The sequence below is a fragment of the Allobosea sp. FBZP-16 genome, assembly GCF_002831785.1.
Lineage (GTDB): Bacteria > Pseudomonadota > Alphaproteobacteria > Rhizobiales > Beijerinckiaceae > Allobosea > Allobosea lupini.
Map to the genome: position 1 here is coordinate 341,193 of NZ_LNCQ01000022.1, position 14,878 is coordinate 356,070.

12 protein-coding genes are annotated in these 14,878 nt (G+C 65.6%); 9 read left to right on the forward strand and 3 right to left on the reverse strand.

Going from position 1 to position 14,878, the window contains the following annotated elements:
- The 3 genes from CXY91_RS07850 to CXY91_RS07860 all read right to left on the reverse strand — a co-directional run.
- Positions 1-535: type VI secretion system-associated FHA domain protein (locus CXY91_RS07850; RefSeq protein ID WP_158673312.1), on the reverse strand; the 535-nt coding region annotated here is incomplete at its 3' end.
- 60 nt (positions 536-595) lie between these two features.
- A complete protein-coding gene (locus CXY91_RS07855; RefSeq protein ID WP_100960167.1) occupies positions 596-1,153 on the reverse strand; it encodes a DUF6931 family protein in 558 nt (185 codons plus the stop codon).
- A gap of 17 nt (positions 1,154-1,170) precedes the next feature.
- The gene (locus CXY91_RS07860; RefSeq protein ID WP_100960169.1) at positions 1,171-3,033 is read right to left on the reverse strand and encodes a type VI secretion system Vgr family protein; all 1,863 of its coding nucleotides are present in this window, start codon (positions 3,031-3,033) and stop codon (positions 1,171-1,173) included.
- A 116-nt stretch (positions 3,034-3,149) separates the two neighbouring features.
- On the opposite strand from CXY91_RS07860, the gene CXY91_RS07865 reads away from it, so the two are divergent.
- The 9 genes from CXY91_RS07865 (at position 3,150) to tssH (ending at position 14,721) form a co-directional block, all read left to right on the forward strand.
- Positions 3,150-3,695, forward strand: a complete 546-nt coding sequence (locus CXY91_RS07865; protein WP_248307396.1) for an OmpA family protein — start codon at positions 3,150-3,152, stop codon at positions 3,693-3,695.
- A 45-nt stretch (positions 3,696-3,740) separates the two neighbouring features.
- On the forward strand, positions 3,741-5,273 hold the full coding sequence (locus tag CXY91_RS07870) for a type VI secretion system protein TssA (protein ID WP_100960174.1): 1,533 nt from the start codon (positions 3,741-3,743) through the stop codon (positions 5,271-5,273).
- Between the two features lie 222 nt (positions 5,274-5,495).
- Positions 5,496-6,029, forward strand: a complete 534-nt coding sequence (tssB, locus tag CXY91_RS07875) for a type VI secretion system contractile sheath small subunit (protein ID WP_091829333.1) — start codon at positions 5,496-5,498, stop codon at positions 6,027-6,029.
- A gap of 11 nt (positions 6,030-6,040) precedes the next feature.
- Entirely contained in the window at positions 6,041-7,543 is a 1,503-nt protein-coding gene (gene tssC / locus CXY91_RS07880) for a type VI secretion system contractile sheath large subunit (protein WP_091829331.1), read from the forward strand.
- A gap of 154 nt (positions 7,544-7,697) precedes the next feature.
- Positions 7,698-8,180 carry an Hcp family type VI secretion system effector gene (locus CXY91_RS07885; RefSeq protein WP_091829329.1) on the forward strand — a complete coding sequence of 161 codons (483 nt, stop codon included), beginning with the start codon at positions 7,698-7,700 and terminating at the stop codon, positions 8,178-8,180.
- A 162-nt stretch (positions 8,181-8,342) separates the two neighbouring features.
- A complete protein-coding gene (locus CXY91_RS07890; protein ID WP_244543656.1) occupies positions 8,343-8,900 on the forward strand; it encodes a type VI secretion system baseplate subunit TssE in 558 nt (185 codons plus the stop codon).
- A 6-nt stretch (positions 8,901-8,906) separates the two neighbouring features.
- On the forward strand, positions 8,907-10,868 hold the full coding sequence (gene tssF / locus CXY91_RS07895) for a type VI secretion system baseplate subunit TssF (RefSeq protein WP_100960176.1): 1,962 nt from the start codon (positions 8,907-8,909) through the stop codon (positions 10,866-10,868).
- Positions 10,865-11,992 (forward strand): type VI secretion system baseplate subunit TssG, encoded by a 1,128-nt coding sequence (gene tssG / locus CXY91_RS07900; protein WP_349236581.1) that lies wholly within the window; start codon positions 10,865-10,867, stop codon positions 11,990-11,992. Before tssF ends, tssG begins: the two co-directional genes overlap by 4 nt.
- A 29-nt stretch (positions 11,993-12,021) precedes the next feature.
- Positions 12,022-14,721, forward strand: a complete 2,700-nt coding sequence (tssH, locus tag CXY91_RS07905; protein WP_100960178.1) for a type VI secretion system ATPase TssH — start codon at positions 12,022-12,024, stop codon at positions 14,719-14,721.
- Positions 14,722-14,878 lie beyond the last annotated feature (157 nt).

Genomic DNA, 14,878 nt, shown 5'->3' on the forward strand with positions numbered 1-14,878 from the left:
CCGGCGGCGCAGCATAGACCTGCGCCGATTCCGACGGAGTCGGGATATCGGCGGCCCAGTCGATGAAGGGCGCGTGCACGGGCTGGTATTTTTGCGGCGGAATCAGATCGCGGCGGGCGATCGGCGGCGCCTCGTCACCGTTCGAGTCCCACAGCGATTCGCCAGGCGGCGGCGGCATCGCCGCTCGCTCGGCCGGGCCGGGGACTCCGCGCTCCGCCTCGTCGATCGCGACCGCGATGATGTATTGGCCGATCTCGAGCCGGTCGCCATGCTGCAACCGGTAGGGCGACTGCACCCGATAGGCACCGCCATTGACGAAGGTGCCATTGGTCGAGATGTCGCGCAGCCAGTAGGCGTTGTCGTTGAAGCGGATTTCGCAATGCCGCCCGGAGATGGCCCGGCTCGGATCCGGCAGGCACCAGTCGAGATGCTGGTCGCGGCCGATATCCAGCCCGCGCCCGCCGCTCAGCGTGACGCTGAGCGGGCCGCCATCCGGCAGTGAAGCCTGGTTCTCGATCGTCAGCGTCAGCGCCATGTCGGGCCGCCCGCCTCGTCATAGTCCGACACCGGCTGCCGCATCGGCGCCGGGGCCAAGCTATGCTCTCGTCCTGCCGCTTTCGTCATCGATCAGACGAATGCATGCTTCGACGCAATTTCGCAATGCGGCATCGCGTTCTGGCTCGGATACCCTTCCGAGTGCGGTTAATACCGCGATCCGCGCCGTCTTGGCGGTCAAGTCCGGCGGTGCGGGCACGGCATGGCTCGCCACCATGCTGCCGCCGGAATATCCGGCCGCCAGCGCGACCCAAGTGCCGAGGCTGGCGTGATGGCCGCTTTCGCCGAGCGCCAGGGCAGCACGGCGCGTCTCGTCGGTCGGGTCGCGAACCCAGGCTTCGGCTGCCTTCAGGCCGGGATCTGCTGCGGTTCCGGCAGGCTGCATGCGCTGGACGCTCTGCAGGGCCCACCAGACGGCTTCGCGGCGTGGCATCAGGAAGGCGCAGAAGCCGATCGCGTCCTTGTGATCGCCCGAGGCAAGGAGCTTGCGCAGGAAGCTCAGCGGCGGCTCGGTGGTCGGCGCGGTCTGGATGATCTCGCGCGCGGCGGGGAAGGTCTCGAAGACCTCCTGCGCTGTGCTGAACCGAAGTTTCGACATCGCTGTACCAGAGGCTGTCAGTTGATCTTGACGACGCCGCCCGTGATGATGGTCATGCCGCCGCCGTTGATCTCGGTCTTTGCGGTGCTCTCGACCTTGATCATCGGCGAGGTGATGGTGATGTTGGTCGGCGTCATCGTGATCTCGCTCTGGCCGCAGACCAGCTTGATCTCCAGAGCAGCCTCGACATAGCGCTTGCCCTGCTTGACGTGCAGCTTGTCGCTGCCGCTCAGGATCTGCGTCGTGCGGGCGAAGTCGGTCGGGCCGCCCTCGAATTTCTTGCCGACGTCGCGGGTCTCGAGGTTGAAGACCTCGGTCTTGTGGTCGCGTTCGGCCTGCATGGAGAAGACCTCCTTGCCGGCCAGGTCCTCGAACTTGATCTCGTTGAACTTCCCCGACTTGCCGCCGCCATCGGTCGATTCCGACTTCAGGCCCGATTGGGTCTTGTTGGCCGGCAGGTCGTAGGGCGGCATATGCTGGTCGTTGACCACAGCGCCGGTGATGATCGGCCGGTCGGGGTCGCCGCCGATATAGGAGACCACGACCTCCTGGCCGATGCGCGGGATGATCTGCCCGCCCCAGTTCTTGCCCGACCAGGCCTGCGCCACGCGCACGCGGCAGGAGGTCGACTCCTTCTCGCGGTCCCAGTGGAAGCGCAGCCAGACCCGGCCGTACTTGTCGACGTCGATGTCGCCTTCCTCGCCCTTGTTCTTCTCGCCGACCACCTTGGCGGTGTCGGGGCCGATATGGAGCGGGGAGGGTGTCAGCAGCGGGGCGCGGAAGCGCTTGGTCGCTTTCTGGAGTTCGTAGGAGCCGTGGTAGATCGCCTGGTCGGTGCGCTTGGACGAGCGATAGCTCTGCACGCCGTAGCTGTGCGTCGCCCGCACCACCAGGAACTCGGCGTTCTCCGAGCCGACGGGATGATCGGCCAACGTCATCAGGGTCCCAGGATTGAGGCTGGGCGCATCGCCGACGGCGAGGCGCCGCTCGTCCTGCGCCTGCTCGGCCTGGACCTGGATACGGGCGAGCTTCTCGCCCTTGCCGCGGTCGAGATAGGCGCCGGGATAGTCGAACGCCTCGTAGGACTTAGTGCGCGGGAAGCCGTCCTCGGCGCGCGCCGTCAGGTCCGAGGTGGATTTCTCGAAATCATAGTCCTTGATCTCGATCTTGCCGGTCCGCAGCCGCCGCTGCGCCGACCATTGCGTCAGATGCTCGATGCGCCGCCTTTGGGCACCGTCCGTCGGCATGAACGGGTAGGCGGCGCCGGCTCCGGCGAAGCTCGGTTCGGCTGCGGCAGTCACCGCATCATGCGAGTTGCGCGCATCCGAGAGGACCAGCTTGTGGTCCCCCTCGGTGTGCTTGAAATAGTAGTAGATGCCGTATTTCTCCATCAGGCGCAGGACGAAGTCGAGATCGGACTCGCGGTACTGCACGCAATAGTCAATCTCCGGGGGCGGCTCGCTGACGCGGTCCTCGAAGCTCGCCTTGTCCTCTTTCCCGAAGATCGTCTTGATGATGTCGAGGGCCGTCTTGTTCTTGAAGATGCGGCAATCGGAGCGCTGCGAGAGCAGCCAGAGCCAGGGCCGCAGCACGAAGCGGTAGTGGTCGAGATCCTTCTCCCGGCCGAGCCACTGCGCCTCGACGAGCACGCCGTTGAAGATCCGGTCTTCACCGTTCTTCAGCGTCATTTTAATATGGCATTTCTCGCCAATTAAATTTTGAAGATCGTCGCCCCGAGAAGTACTCACAGCCTCGATTTGATAAACAAATAATTCGCTGAGAGCTTCGCGCGCCTCAAACTTGAGAAGTGAGAAGACATCTTGACCCGCCGGTGTCGTAAAGGAGGCAAGTCTTTTCGATTGTCCTGGAGCGGCGGGCATCAACAAAACCTCGTGGCTTGCGACAAGAGACGACTATTGACGCAGCAAACGCTGCGAGGCATAGTTCGCGCCGTCAGTCTTCAACCGCCTCAGCGAACCTAAACGGGAGGAAGACCGTGCGCAAGCAGGCCCTTGTCATGGTTAGTGCCGCTCTTGCCGCAGGCTTCTGCGTCCTGTCGCCGTTTTCCGCGCAGGCACAGGCCTACAAGGCGGACGATATCGTCAAGCACTTCGGAGCCGCGAAGCCGAATCTCGGCGTCTCGCGCGGCCTGTGCGTCGGCACCGAGGCCGAGTGCAACAGGGCCGGCCACGTCGTGAAGCCGCCGACCGCCTTCGATCTCGTCGTCAAGTTCAAATACAATTCCGACGTGCTCGAGCCCGAGGCGCGGGTGAACCTCGACGAGTTCGCCAAGGCGCTGAAGGATCCGCAGCTTTCGGCGAGCAGTTTCCTGGTCGAGGGGCACACTGATGCCAGCGGCACCGCGGACTACAATCTGAGTCTGTCGGAGCGGCGCGCCAAGGCGGTCGTGCGCTATCTCAGCGATCGGGGCGTCGATACCGCCAAGCTCGTCCCGCGCGGCCTCGGCCAGAGCAAGCCCGTCGTTTCCGACAAGTTCTCGGCCGATAATCGCCGGGTCGAGACGCGGCTGCAGGTGGAGTGACGGCCAGGCGGCCGCCCCGATAAGCTCGATTGATCGTGAGGGGGCATGGCCGCGCTCAATTTCGCTGATCTGGCGAAGCCGGTTTCGGCGGATGATCCCTGCGGTCCCGATCCGGATGCCGATCCCGACGTCATGAACGTCATGGCGCGCCTCGAAGTGGCGCTGCCGACCTCCTATTTCCGCCGCGACGACGAAGGGCGGCAAATCCCGTTCGATCGCAGCACGATCGATTTTCCCGTAGCCTTCGGCGATCTCGGCAAGGTGCTGAAGCAGAGCCGCGACCTGCGTGGCTTCGTCCTGGCGGGCAAGCTTTGTCTGCTCAATCGCGACATCGCCGGTTTCGCCGCGAGCCTCGGGCTGATCGCGAGCTATCTCGGCGACTATTGGGAAGAGGTCTATCCTCGGGCCGAGGACGGCGACTTCATCATGCGCGAGGTCGCGCTGCAGGGGCTCGACGAGAACGCCACCGTCGCCCTGCCGCTGCAGCATGCGCCGCTGTTCCTGAGCAAGCGGCTGGGACCGGTGATGTTTCGCAGCCAGCTCGTCGCCTCGGGCGAGCTGCGGCCCGGCGAGGATGAGAAACACCCCGATGCCGGCGGAATCAACGCGGCGCTGAAGGAGGTGGAACTCTCCGACCTGACGGCGATGCTCGGCCATGTCACCGCGATCCGGGACGCGCAGTTGCGATTGCGCGCGATCTGGAGCGAGAAGCTCGGCACCGACCAGGCGGTGACCTTCCCGCGGCTTGCCGGACTTGTCGGGCAGATCATCGCGTTTCTCGAGGCCGCGATCGAACGGAAGGCGCCCGGCGGGCAGGGCGCCGCCGGCGCCGAGGTGCCCGCAGCCGTCGGCGGCGCTGCGACCGGGACGATTGTGGTTGCAGCGCTTCCGCCCGGCGTCTGCGCCTCCGTCGACGAGGCCCAGGCCGCGCTCGCCGGCTGTCTCGCCTATTTCCGCCGGGTCGAGCCGTCGAGCCCGGCCGTGCTGCTGATCGGCCAGGCGCAGCGCCTGATCGGCAAGTCGCTGATCGAGGTCATCCAGATCATGTTCCCGGAGCACGTCGACAAGGCGATGCTCGAGATCGGCGACGACACGAAATATCAGCTGCCGCTGGAGCGCCTGGGTGGCGATGGTTCTGGCGGCGGCTATGGCGACGACAGCGGTGAGGACGACGGCTACGCCTCCGATGGCGACGAAGAGAGCTCATCCTACGATGACGAGGAAAATTCGTCCGATGATGAGGAGACGGACGCCGGGGACGGAGCTGACCAGGAAGCCGACGACGAAGGGGAACAGGGCGCCGACGAGGAGACTGAGAGCGAGCAGCCGCAGGCCGGGACCGAATCCAGAGCGAGTGCTTCCGCGGCGGTGGCACCTGTACCTGCGATCACCATCGCGAGCCGGGCCGAGGCGATCGCCCGGATGAAGGCCGTCGCCGGCTTCTATCGTCACGCCGAGCCGTCCAATCCGGTGCCGCTGCTGATGGACAAGGCCTGTGCGCTGGCGCAGCAAGATTTTCTGTCGCTGCTCGGCGATATCCTGCCTGAAGTCGGCATAAGGCAGAGCAGCGGCGAGTAGGTCGCGACGGTCCCTTCGTGGAGCGCCGCGCCTCATTCGTTCGGTGGATGCGGTGACGTCATCCGCCTGCAAAGCTGAGCTGGCTGGATCTTGTGCAGCCGATGCGAGCAGTTCGACAAGAACTGTCAAGCGGTCGGCAAGTGTGTATGGTATAGCGAGCTGGATCGTAAGCGTGGCATCACGCTCTCCTTGCGTGATGCCTCTAAAGGAAGGGGCGCCGTCATGGCCGGAGATTCGGGGCAGAAATTCATTCGCCGCAATAGGCCACCGCGGGTCCACATTACCTATGAGGATCCCTACAATGCCGACCAGAAGGTCGAGCTGCCCTTCGTGATGGGGGTTCTCGCCGATCTGTCGGGCAATGCTTCGGCGGTCGAGAAGCCCGACGTTGGCGACCGCAAGTTCCTCGACATCGACATGGACAATTTCGATCAGCGCATGGCCGCGATCGAACCGGGCGCGGCCTTTACCGTGCCGAACAAGCTCGGGGACGGGAGCGACAAGCTGTCCGTGTCGCTGAAGTTCAAGAAATACGAGGACTTCAACCCGGCTGCGATCGCCCGCCAGATTCCGGCGACGGCCAAGCTGCTGGAGGCACGCGAGCAGCTCGCCAACCTCCTGCGCTACATGGATGGCAAGGTCGCGGCCAGCGACCAGCTCAAGGCCCTTCTGGCTGATCCGCAATTGATGGCGGCGCTGAAGGACAAGCTCGGCGAAAAGCCGGCTGGTGACGACAAGCAGGACAGCAACGGGTAAGCGAGGCGGCTATGGCGGAAGCACAGATCCAACAACCCGGCGCGGCAGCTGCTGAAACGCAAGGCGCCGACGACTTCTCGGCACTGCTGAAGCAGAGCTTCAAGCCGAAGACCGAACGAGCGGCCAGCGAGGTCGAGAACGCGGTCGCGACCCTGGTCAACCAGGCTCTCGCCGACTCGACGCTGATCAAGGGCGACGTACTCGACACGATCGAGGAGATGATCGCCCGGCTCGACGCCAAGCTCAGCGAGCAGATGAACGAGGTGCTGCATGCGCCGGAGTTCCAGAAGCTCGAAAGCGCCTGGCGCGGCCTCAACTACCTCGTCTTCAACTCCGAGACCGACTCGCAGCTGAAGATCAAGGTGATGAACGTCGGCAAGACCGAGCTCTACCGTAACCTCAAGACCTATCCCGGCGCCCGCTGGGACCAGAGCCCGCTGTTCAAGCAGCTCTACGAGCAGGAGTTCGGTCAGCTCGGCGGCCAGCCCTTCGGCGCGCTCGTCGGCGACTATCACTTCAGCCACGCCCCCACGGACGTGCAGTTGCTGCGCGATCTCTCCAAGATCGCGGCCGCCGCCCATGCGCCATTCTTCACCGGCGCCGACCCGAACCTGATGGGCATGGACTCCTGGACGGAGCTCTCGAACCCGCGCGACCTTGGCAAGGTCTTCGACACGCCGGACTATGCGGCCTGGAAGGGCCTGCGCGACGCGGCCGACTCCCGTTATGTCGGCCTGTGCCTGCCGCGAGTGCTGGCGCGGGTTCCCTACGGGGCCAAGTCGGAGCCGGTCGAGGAGTTCGCCTTCGAGGAAGACACCGACGGCCACAAGGGCGAGAAATACGCCTGGATGAACGCCGCCTACGCCATGGCGGTGAACATCAACCGGGCCTTCAAGGAGTATGGCTGGTGCACCCGCATCCGCGGCGTCCAGTCGGGCGGCGAGGTTCTCAACCTGCCGACCCATACCTTCCCGACCGATGACGGCGGCGTCGACCTGAAGTGCCCGACCGAAATCGCGATCAGCGACCGCCGCGAGGCGGAACTGGCCAAGTCCGGCCTGATCCCGCTGATCCATCGCAAGAACACGGACAAGGCGGCCTTCATCGGCGCGCAGTCGCTCTACAAGCCCAAGACCTTCTTCGGGCCCGACGGCGTCGCGGCGACGGCCTCCGACAACCTGTCTTCGCGACTTCCCTATATGTTCGCCGTGTCGCGCTTCGCGCATTACCTGAAGTGCATGGTGCGCGACAAGATCGGCTCCTACAAGGAGCGCGAACCCCTGCGTCGCTGGCTGCAGGAGTGGATCACCGAATATGTGGACGGCGATCCGCTGAACTCCAGCGAGGAGACGAAGGCGCGCAAGCCCCTGTCCGATGCGCGCATCGACGTCTTCGAGGACGAGGAGAACCCCGGTTATTATTCGGCTAAGTTCTACCTCCGGCCGCACTTCCAGCTCGAGGGCATGGATATCGGCCTGAGCCTCGTCTCGCGCCTGCCGGCGCCCAAGACCTGAGACCCAGGCGGGCCCTTAGGCGCGCCGGCCCCCAGGACAACAGTCGACCCTGCGCTCGCGGCGCAGGGAGAGTAGCGACGCATGGGGGGAGCTCTCCAGGCGACGCGAGTTCTATGCCTAAATCACCTGAATCAGCCAACAATTGGAGAGCACCATGGCTAGCGACTTCCATCTGGAGATCGACGGTATCAAGGGCGAAAGCCAGGACGCCAAGCACAAGGACACGATCGAGATCGAATCCTTCTCCTGGGGCGTCAGCAATTCCGGCACGCACGCCGCCGGGCATGGCGGCGGCGCCGGCAAGGCGAGCTACCAGGACCTGCACTGCACGGCCAACGTCAACAAGGCCTCGGCGACCCTGATGCTGAAGTGCTCGACCGGCGAGCACATCAAGAAGGCCGTGCTGCACGTCCGCAAGCAGGGCAAGGGCCAGCAGGAGTTCTACACGGTCACGCTCGAGGACCTGCTCGTGTCGAGCTACCAGTCGGGCGACTCGACCGGCGGCAACCCGGTCCCGACCGATCAGTTCTCGCTGAACTTCGCCAAGATCAAGTTCGAATACAAGCCGCAGAACAAGGACGGCTCGCTCGGTTCGGCGATCACCGGTACCTACGACCTCAAGAAGAACCAAGAGTAATACGCCATTCCAGCCGGGTCCGCTCGGGCGGGCCCGGCTGGAGGGCAGCTTCCGGTGTCCCGCCTCGACCGGCGTCGCCGATCCTGTCACGTTCCGCACGGACTCCCCGCGATTGCGGCAGCAATCACCGGGAGTCCGTCGCATTGAGCAGCTTCGTTCGGGATGACCCAGATGCTCGACCCCAAGGCGAAGAACCGGTTGCGACCGCCGTTGATGTTCGCCTTCCGTGAGGCGCATCGCGCCAAGGACGCGAAGGTCCAGCTCGACCTGCGCGACGCCGGCGGCGAGCGCGTGGTGGCTGGGCGCCGCGCTGCGCCGCGGACCGCGATCACCGAGAGCAAGCTGCGCCAGGAGATCGCGCTCGACCTCGAAGCCCTGGTCAACACGATCAATTTCGCTTCCTCGACGGATCTGTCGCGCTTCGAGCATGTCCGCCGCTCCGTGCTCAACTGCGGCTTCCCGGACGTCCAGAACAAGTCGATCGACGAGCACCGGGTCGGCGCGATCAAGGACGAGCTCGCGCAGGTGCTGCTCGCCTACGAGCCGCGGCTGATGAAGCAGTCGATCGTGGTCGAGCGCGACGAAGGGCTCGACAAGGCCGAGCTCAAGATCCGCTTCATCGTGCGGGCAGATCTCAATTGCGAGCCGCTGAATATTCCGGTGCAATTCGTCGCCGATGTCGAACTCGACACCGGCAAGATCGCGATCAAGAACCGGTAGCGTGGAATGAACCAGGAATTCCTCGACTTCTACAATCGCGAGCTCAGGCTCTTCACCGAGCATACGAAGGAGTTCGCCGAGGAATACCCCGGCATCGCCGAGCGGCTCGGCGGTCTCGTCGGCGAGCGCATGGACCCGATGGTCGGCGGCCTGCTGGAGGGGGCGGCCTTCCTTGCCGCGCGGGTCCAGCTCAAGCTCAAGCACGAATTCCCCGAGTTCACCAACAATCTGCTCGAGCAGCTGATCCCGAACTATCTGGCGCCGACGCCGTCGGCTCTGCTCGCCGGGATCGCGCCCACCTACGGCGACCCGGCTCTGCGCGAGGGGGTCGAGGTGCCGCGTGGCTCCTATCTCGACGCAACCTATGTCGAACGCGACCGACGCGTCGCCTGCCGCTACCGGCTGAGCTCGCCCGTTACGATCTGGCCGTTCGAGGTCGCCTCCGCCGAATACATCGCCGCGCCGGGGCGGCTGCAGGCGCTTGGGCTCCCGGCCGACGGCCGGGTGCTCTCGGGACTGCGCCTGTCGCTGACCCATCGCATCGCCAGCGACCCGGCCGAGGAACCATCGCCGGAGCAGGCGAGCAAGCTGCCGAACAGCTGGTTTGCCGGCTGCAAGACGCGCGAGCTCACAGTGCACCTGCTCGGCACGGAAGCCGATGCGATCGCGCTCTATGAGCAGATCTTCGCCGACCGCCTCGGTCTCTATTTCCGCTATCTCGACGAGTTCGGCGATCCCGTGGTGCTGTCGGGGGCGGAGTGCGCGCTGGAGCAGATCGGCTTCGATGAGGACGAGGCGCTGCTGCCGGCCGATACGCGGGTCTTCCGCGGCTTCGACCTGCTGCGCGAGCAGTTCTGGTTCCCGCGCAAATTCCTCGGCTTCAAGCTGAGCGGTCTCGACAAGGTGATGTCCCGGCTCAAGGCCAAGGCGGTCGACATCATCTTCGTCTTCGACGAGGTCAACACGCGCCTGCCGGCAGCGGTCCAGCGCGAGATGTTCGCGCTCTATGCCGCCCCCGCGGTGAACCTGTTCGAGAAGACGACCGACCGCATCCCGGTGCGCCGGAACGAGCACGAATATCACGTCGTGCCCGATCGCAGCCGCATGCTCGACTACGAGCCGCACTCGATCCTCGACGTCTACGCGCATTACAGCGGCGGCCGCGACAAGCAGCCGGTCCACCCGCTCTATTCCTCACCCGAAGGCGCTTCGCCGACCCACGGCCTGCTCTACACGCAGCGGCGGCTGCCGCGCCGGCGTTCCTCGGCGGAGCGCCGCGAGGGGCGGGCGTCCGACTATACCGGCACCGAGATGTTCATCTCCCTCTACGAGCCGGCGACGGTTTCCGATGCCGCAGCCGTGGCCGAGCTCAGCATCCGGGCTCTCTGCTCCAACCGCCATTTGACCGAGCATCTGCCGACCGGCGTCGGCGGCGCCGATTTCCGCCTGATCGACAATGTCGTGCTCGACGTGACCTCCCTCGCCGGTCCGACCCCGCCGCGCGAGCCGATCGTCTCGCAGCTTCGGCTGCGCTCGGAGACGGCGAGCACCGGCGTCGTCACCTGGCGGCTGATCAATCTGCTCAGCCTCAACCATCTCGGCCTGGTTCAGCGTGGCGCCGGCGAGAACGCCGAGGCGCTGCGCGAGATGCTCTCGCTCTTCGCCGACCTCGCCGATAGCGCCACGGAGCGCCGCATCCGCGGCATCAAGAGTGTCGACAGCCGCCCGGTGATCCGGCGCTTCCCGCAGCGGGCCGGAACAGGCGCTGCGCGCGGGCTCGAGATCACAGTCCTCTTCGACGAAAAGGCGTTCGAGGGCAGCGGCGTCTTCCTGCTGGGGGCGATCCTCGACCGCTTCTTCGCCGAATACGCGGCGATGAACCATTTCACGCAGACCGTGATCCGCACCGTCGAGCGCGGCGAGGTCATGCGCTTCCCGCCGCGCGCCGGCACGAGGCGCATCCTGTGAACGAGCGCGCGCCAGCCCTGCCGCCACCAGCCGCGCTCGACGATCTGCGCGTCGAGCCGCCCTTCGTCGAAGGGTTGCGGGCCGAGCCCTGGCGGCATGATTTCTATGCGGCGCTGCGCCGGATCGAACGTAGCTTCCCGGAGCGCGAGCGCATCGGTGACGTCGCCGCCAGGCGGGATGAGTATGTCGCGCTCGGCGAGCAGCCCTATATGGACTTTCCGGCCTCGGCCATCGCCGAGGCCGATCGCGACCTGCAGGGCCGGCTGCGACTCTTCGTCAAGTTCCTCGGCCTGCTGGGCCCGCAAGGTGCGCTGCCGCTGGCGACGACCGAGGAGAGCTATCACTGGCAGCTCGTTCGCGACGACGCCTTCCCGCGCTTCCTCGACATCTTCAACAACCGGTTCCTGCAGCTCTTCTACCGGGCCTGGGCGGATTCGCGGCCTGTCGCGCAGCATGACCGGCCCGACAAGGACCGCTTCATCGCCTATGTCGGCAGCATGACGGGCCTGGGCTCGCAGCCCTATCAGAACCGTGACAGCGTCCCCGATCCCGAAAAGCTCGCCCATGCCGGTCTCACCGGCGCGCAGGCCAAGTCGGCTTCGCGCCTGCGCAGCCTGCTCGCCGGGCTCTTCGACATCGAGGTCGAGGTCGAGCAATTCGTCGGCATGCGGCTGGTCTTCGACCCCGAGGACAGGACCAAGCTCGGCCGCGGCCAATGCGCCTTGGGCAGCAATGTCCTGCTCGGCGCCAGCGTCTACAGCGTCGAGGACAAGTTCCGGGTCAAGCTGGTCGCCCGCGACCTCGAGCAGTTCAATCGCTTCCTGCCGAATGGCGATCGCTGCGAGCCTCTGGCCGACGCGGTGTTCTTCTATCTCGGCGAGCAGTTCGAATGGGATGTCGAGCTCGCTCTGCCGGTCGGCAAGGTCCAGCCAATGCAGCTCGGCCGCTCCGGCGCGCTAGGCTGGTCGAGCTGGATCTCGCCGAACTGGAACGTCCCGGACGGCAGCCTGCGCCGCGATGCCCGTTTCCACCCGGCCGAACGCATGCGCCAGAAGCGCAGCCGGCAAAGCCAGAACTTGACCAAGCAAGCTTCCACCAAGCCAGCTTCATTGAAACAAACCTGATTCAAAAAGACAGACGATAGGGGACCGCCATGGCCGACATCAGTCTCGAAGCCGTCACCGGCAAACTCAACCGCGTCGGCTATGAAGCCTTCATCCAGGCCTTGCGCCAGGCCAAGGGAGCCGGCAACCGCAATGTCGAGCTGGCGCACTGGCTCGCCCAGATCCTGCAGCGGCGCTCCACCGATATCGGGCTGACCGCGCAGCATTACGGCCTCGACATGGCTCGGCTGGCCACCGATATCGGCGGCGTCATCGAGGGTTTCCGCAAGAACGAAACGGAGATGCCCGGCGTCGCGAACAACGTCGTCGACGTGCTCGACCGCGGCTGGCATTACGCCACGCTGTTCTTCGGCGAGACCCAGATCCGGAGCGGCCATGTCCTGGTCGCGGCGCTGAAGTCGCTCGAGCTCAAGCGGGCGCTGACCGGCATCTCCAAGGAGTTCGGCAAAATCCCGGTCGAGGAGCTCGCCGCCGGGTACGCCAAGATCTGGAAGGACTCCGAAGAGGAGAACCTGCGGCCGATGGACGGCTCGGGGCTGCGCGCCGCCGGCACGCCGGGCGCAGAGCAGGCGGATGGCGCCAAGGGCACCACCGCGCTCGACCGCTTCTCGCAGGACCTGACCGAGAAGGCGCGCTCAGGCACGATGGACCCGATCCTCGGGCGCGACGACGAAATCCGCCAGGTCATCGACGTGCTGATGCGCCGGCGCCAGAACAACCCGATCCTCACCGGCGAGGCCGGCGTCGGCAAGACCGCGATCGCCGAAGGCTTCGCCCAGCGCATCGTCGCCGGCGACGTGCCGCCGCCCTTGCGCGGGGTCAAGGTCTGCGCCCTCGACATCGGCCTGATGCAGGCCGGCGCCTCGATGAAGGGTGAGTTCGAGCAGCGCCTGCGATCGGTCATCGACGAGGTCCAGTCTTCGCCGACGCCGGTGATCCTGTTCATCGACGAGGCGCATACGCTGATCGGCGCAGGCGGAGCTGCCGGCACCGGCGACGCCGCCAATCTGCTGAAGCCCGCGCTGGCCCGTGGCACGCTGCGCACCATCGCCGCGACGACCTGGTCCGAGTATCGCCAGTATTTCGAGAAGGATCCGGCACTGACCCGCCGCTTCCAGCCGGTCCAGGTCGACGAGCCGGACGTCGTGCGCTGCTGCACGATGCTGCGTGGCCTGATCGGGCCGATGGAAAAGCACCACAAGGTCCGCATCTCCGACGCCGCCATCGTCGCAGCGGTGCAGCTCTCCTCGCGTTACATCCCGGCACGGCAGCTCCCCGACAAGGCGGTGAGCCTGCTCGATACGGCCTGCGCTCGCGTCGCGATCAGCCAGACTGCAACCCCGGCGGCGATCGAGGATGCCCGCGTCGCCATTACCGCGCTGGAGAAGGAGAAGATCGCGCTGATCGCCGACAAGGATCTCGGCGACGCCACCGATGAGCGCCTCGGCAAGATCGAGGAAGAGAGCGCTGCGCTGACGGCGAAGCTGGAGGCGCTCGAAGCCGACTGGGCTTCCGAGCTCGCCCTCGTCGAGGAGATCACGCTGCTGCGCGGCAAGCTCGGCGAGAAACCGGCCGCTGAGGCTGTTCCTGCTGATGGCGAGGCATCTGCCGACGCCGCGCCCGCCGAAGCGCCGGCCGATCCCGAGGCGACGCGCGCCAGCCTGCGCGAGAAGTTCGATGCGCTCGGCGCGATCGATCCGGCGGGCCGGATGATCTACGCCCATGTCGACGAGCAGTCGGTCGCCTCCGTCGTCTCCGACTGGACCGGCATCCCCGTCGGCCGCATGGTCAAGGACGAGATCGAGACCGTGCTCAACCTCGCCGCGACGCTGAACAAGCGCGTGGTCGGGCAGGGGCATGGCATCGCCATGATCGCCAAGCGCATCGAGACCAATCGCGCCAAACTCGACAATCCGAACAAGCCGATCGGCGTGTTCATGCTCTGCGGCCCGTCGGGCGTCGGCAAGACCGAGACGGCGCTGGCGCTGGCTGAATCGCTCTATGGCGGCGAGCAGAACGTCATCACCATCAATATGAGCGAGTTCCAGGAGGCTCACACCGTCTCCACGCTGAAGGGGGCGCCTCCCGGCTATGTCGGCTATGGCGAGGGCGGACGCCTCACCGAGGCCGTGCGCCGCAAGCCCTATTCGGTCGTGCTGCTCGACGAGGTCGAGAAGGCCCATCCCGACGTGCACGAGCTGTTCTTCCAGGTCTTCGACAAGGGCACGATGGAGGACGGGACCGGAAGGCGCATCGACTTCAAGAACACGCTGATCATCCTGACCTCGAATGTCGGCACCGACGAGATCATGCGCATGGCCGGCGACGAGGCGAGCCGTCCGGATTCCGAGGAGCTCGCGGTCGCGCTGCGGCCGGCACTGCTCAAGGTCTTCCCGCCGGCGCTGATCGGCCGTCTGGTGACGATTCCGTATTACCCGCTCTCCGGCGAGATGCTCGGCGGGATCGTGCGCCTCCAGCTCGGGCGCATCGGCAAGCGCCTGCGCGACAATCACAACGCTGCCTTCACCTATGACGACGCGGTGGTCGAGCACATCGTCGCCCAGTGCAACGACCCGGATTCGGGCGGGCGCATGATCGACAACATCATCACCAACTCGATGCTGCCGGCGCTCTCGCGCAGCATCCTCAACCTGCAATTGGAGAAGAAGCCGCTGACCGAGGCGAAGGTCACGGTGGAGGATGGCGCTTTCCACTACGCCTGCAATTGAAGTGGTGGTCCCAGCGTCATTGCGACGGAAGGCGAAGCAATTCACGAGTGGCGGGCTCTACGTCCCCTGGATTGCTTCGTCGCTACGCTCCTCGGAATGACGGAACGGGGCCAGCAGCGAGACAAGCATCGCCGCCGATCTCTGTTTGAGATATACT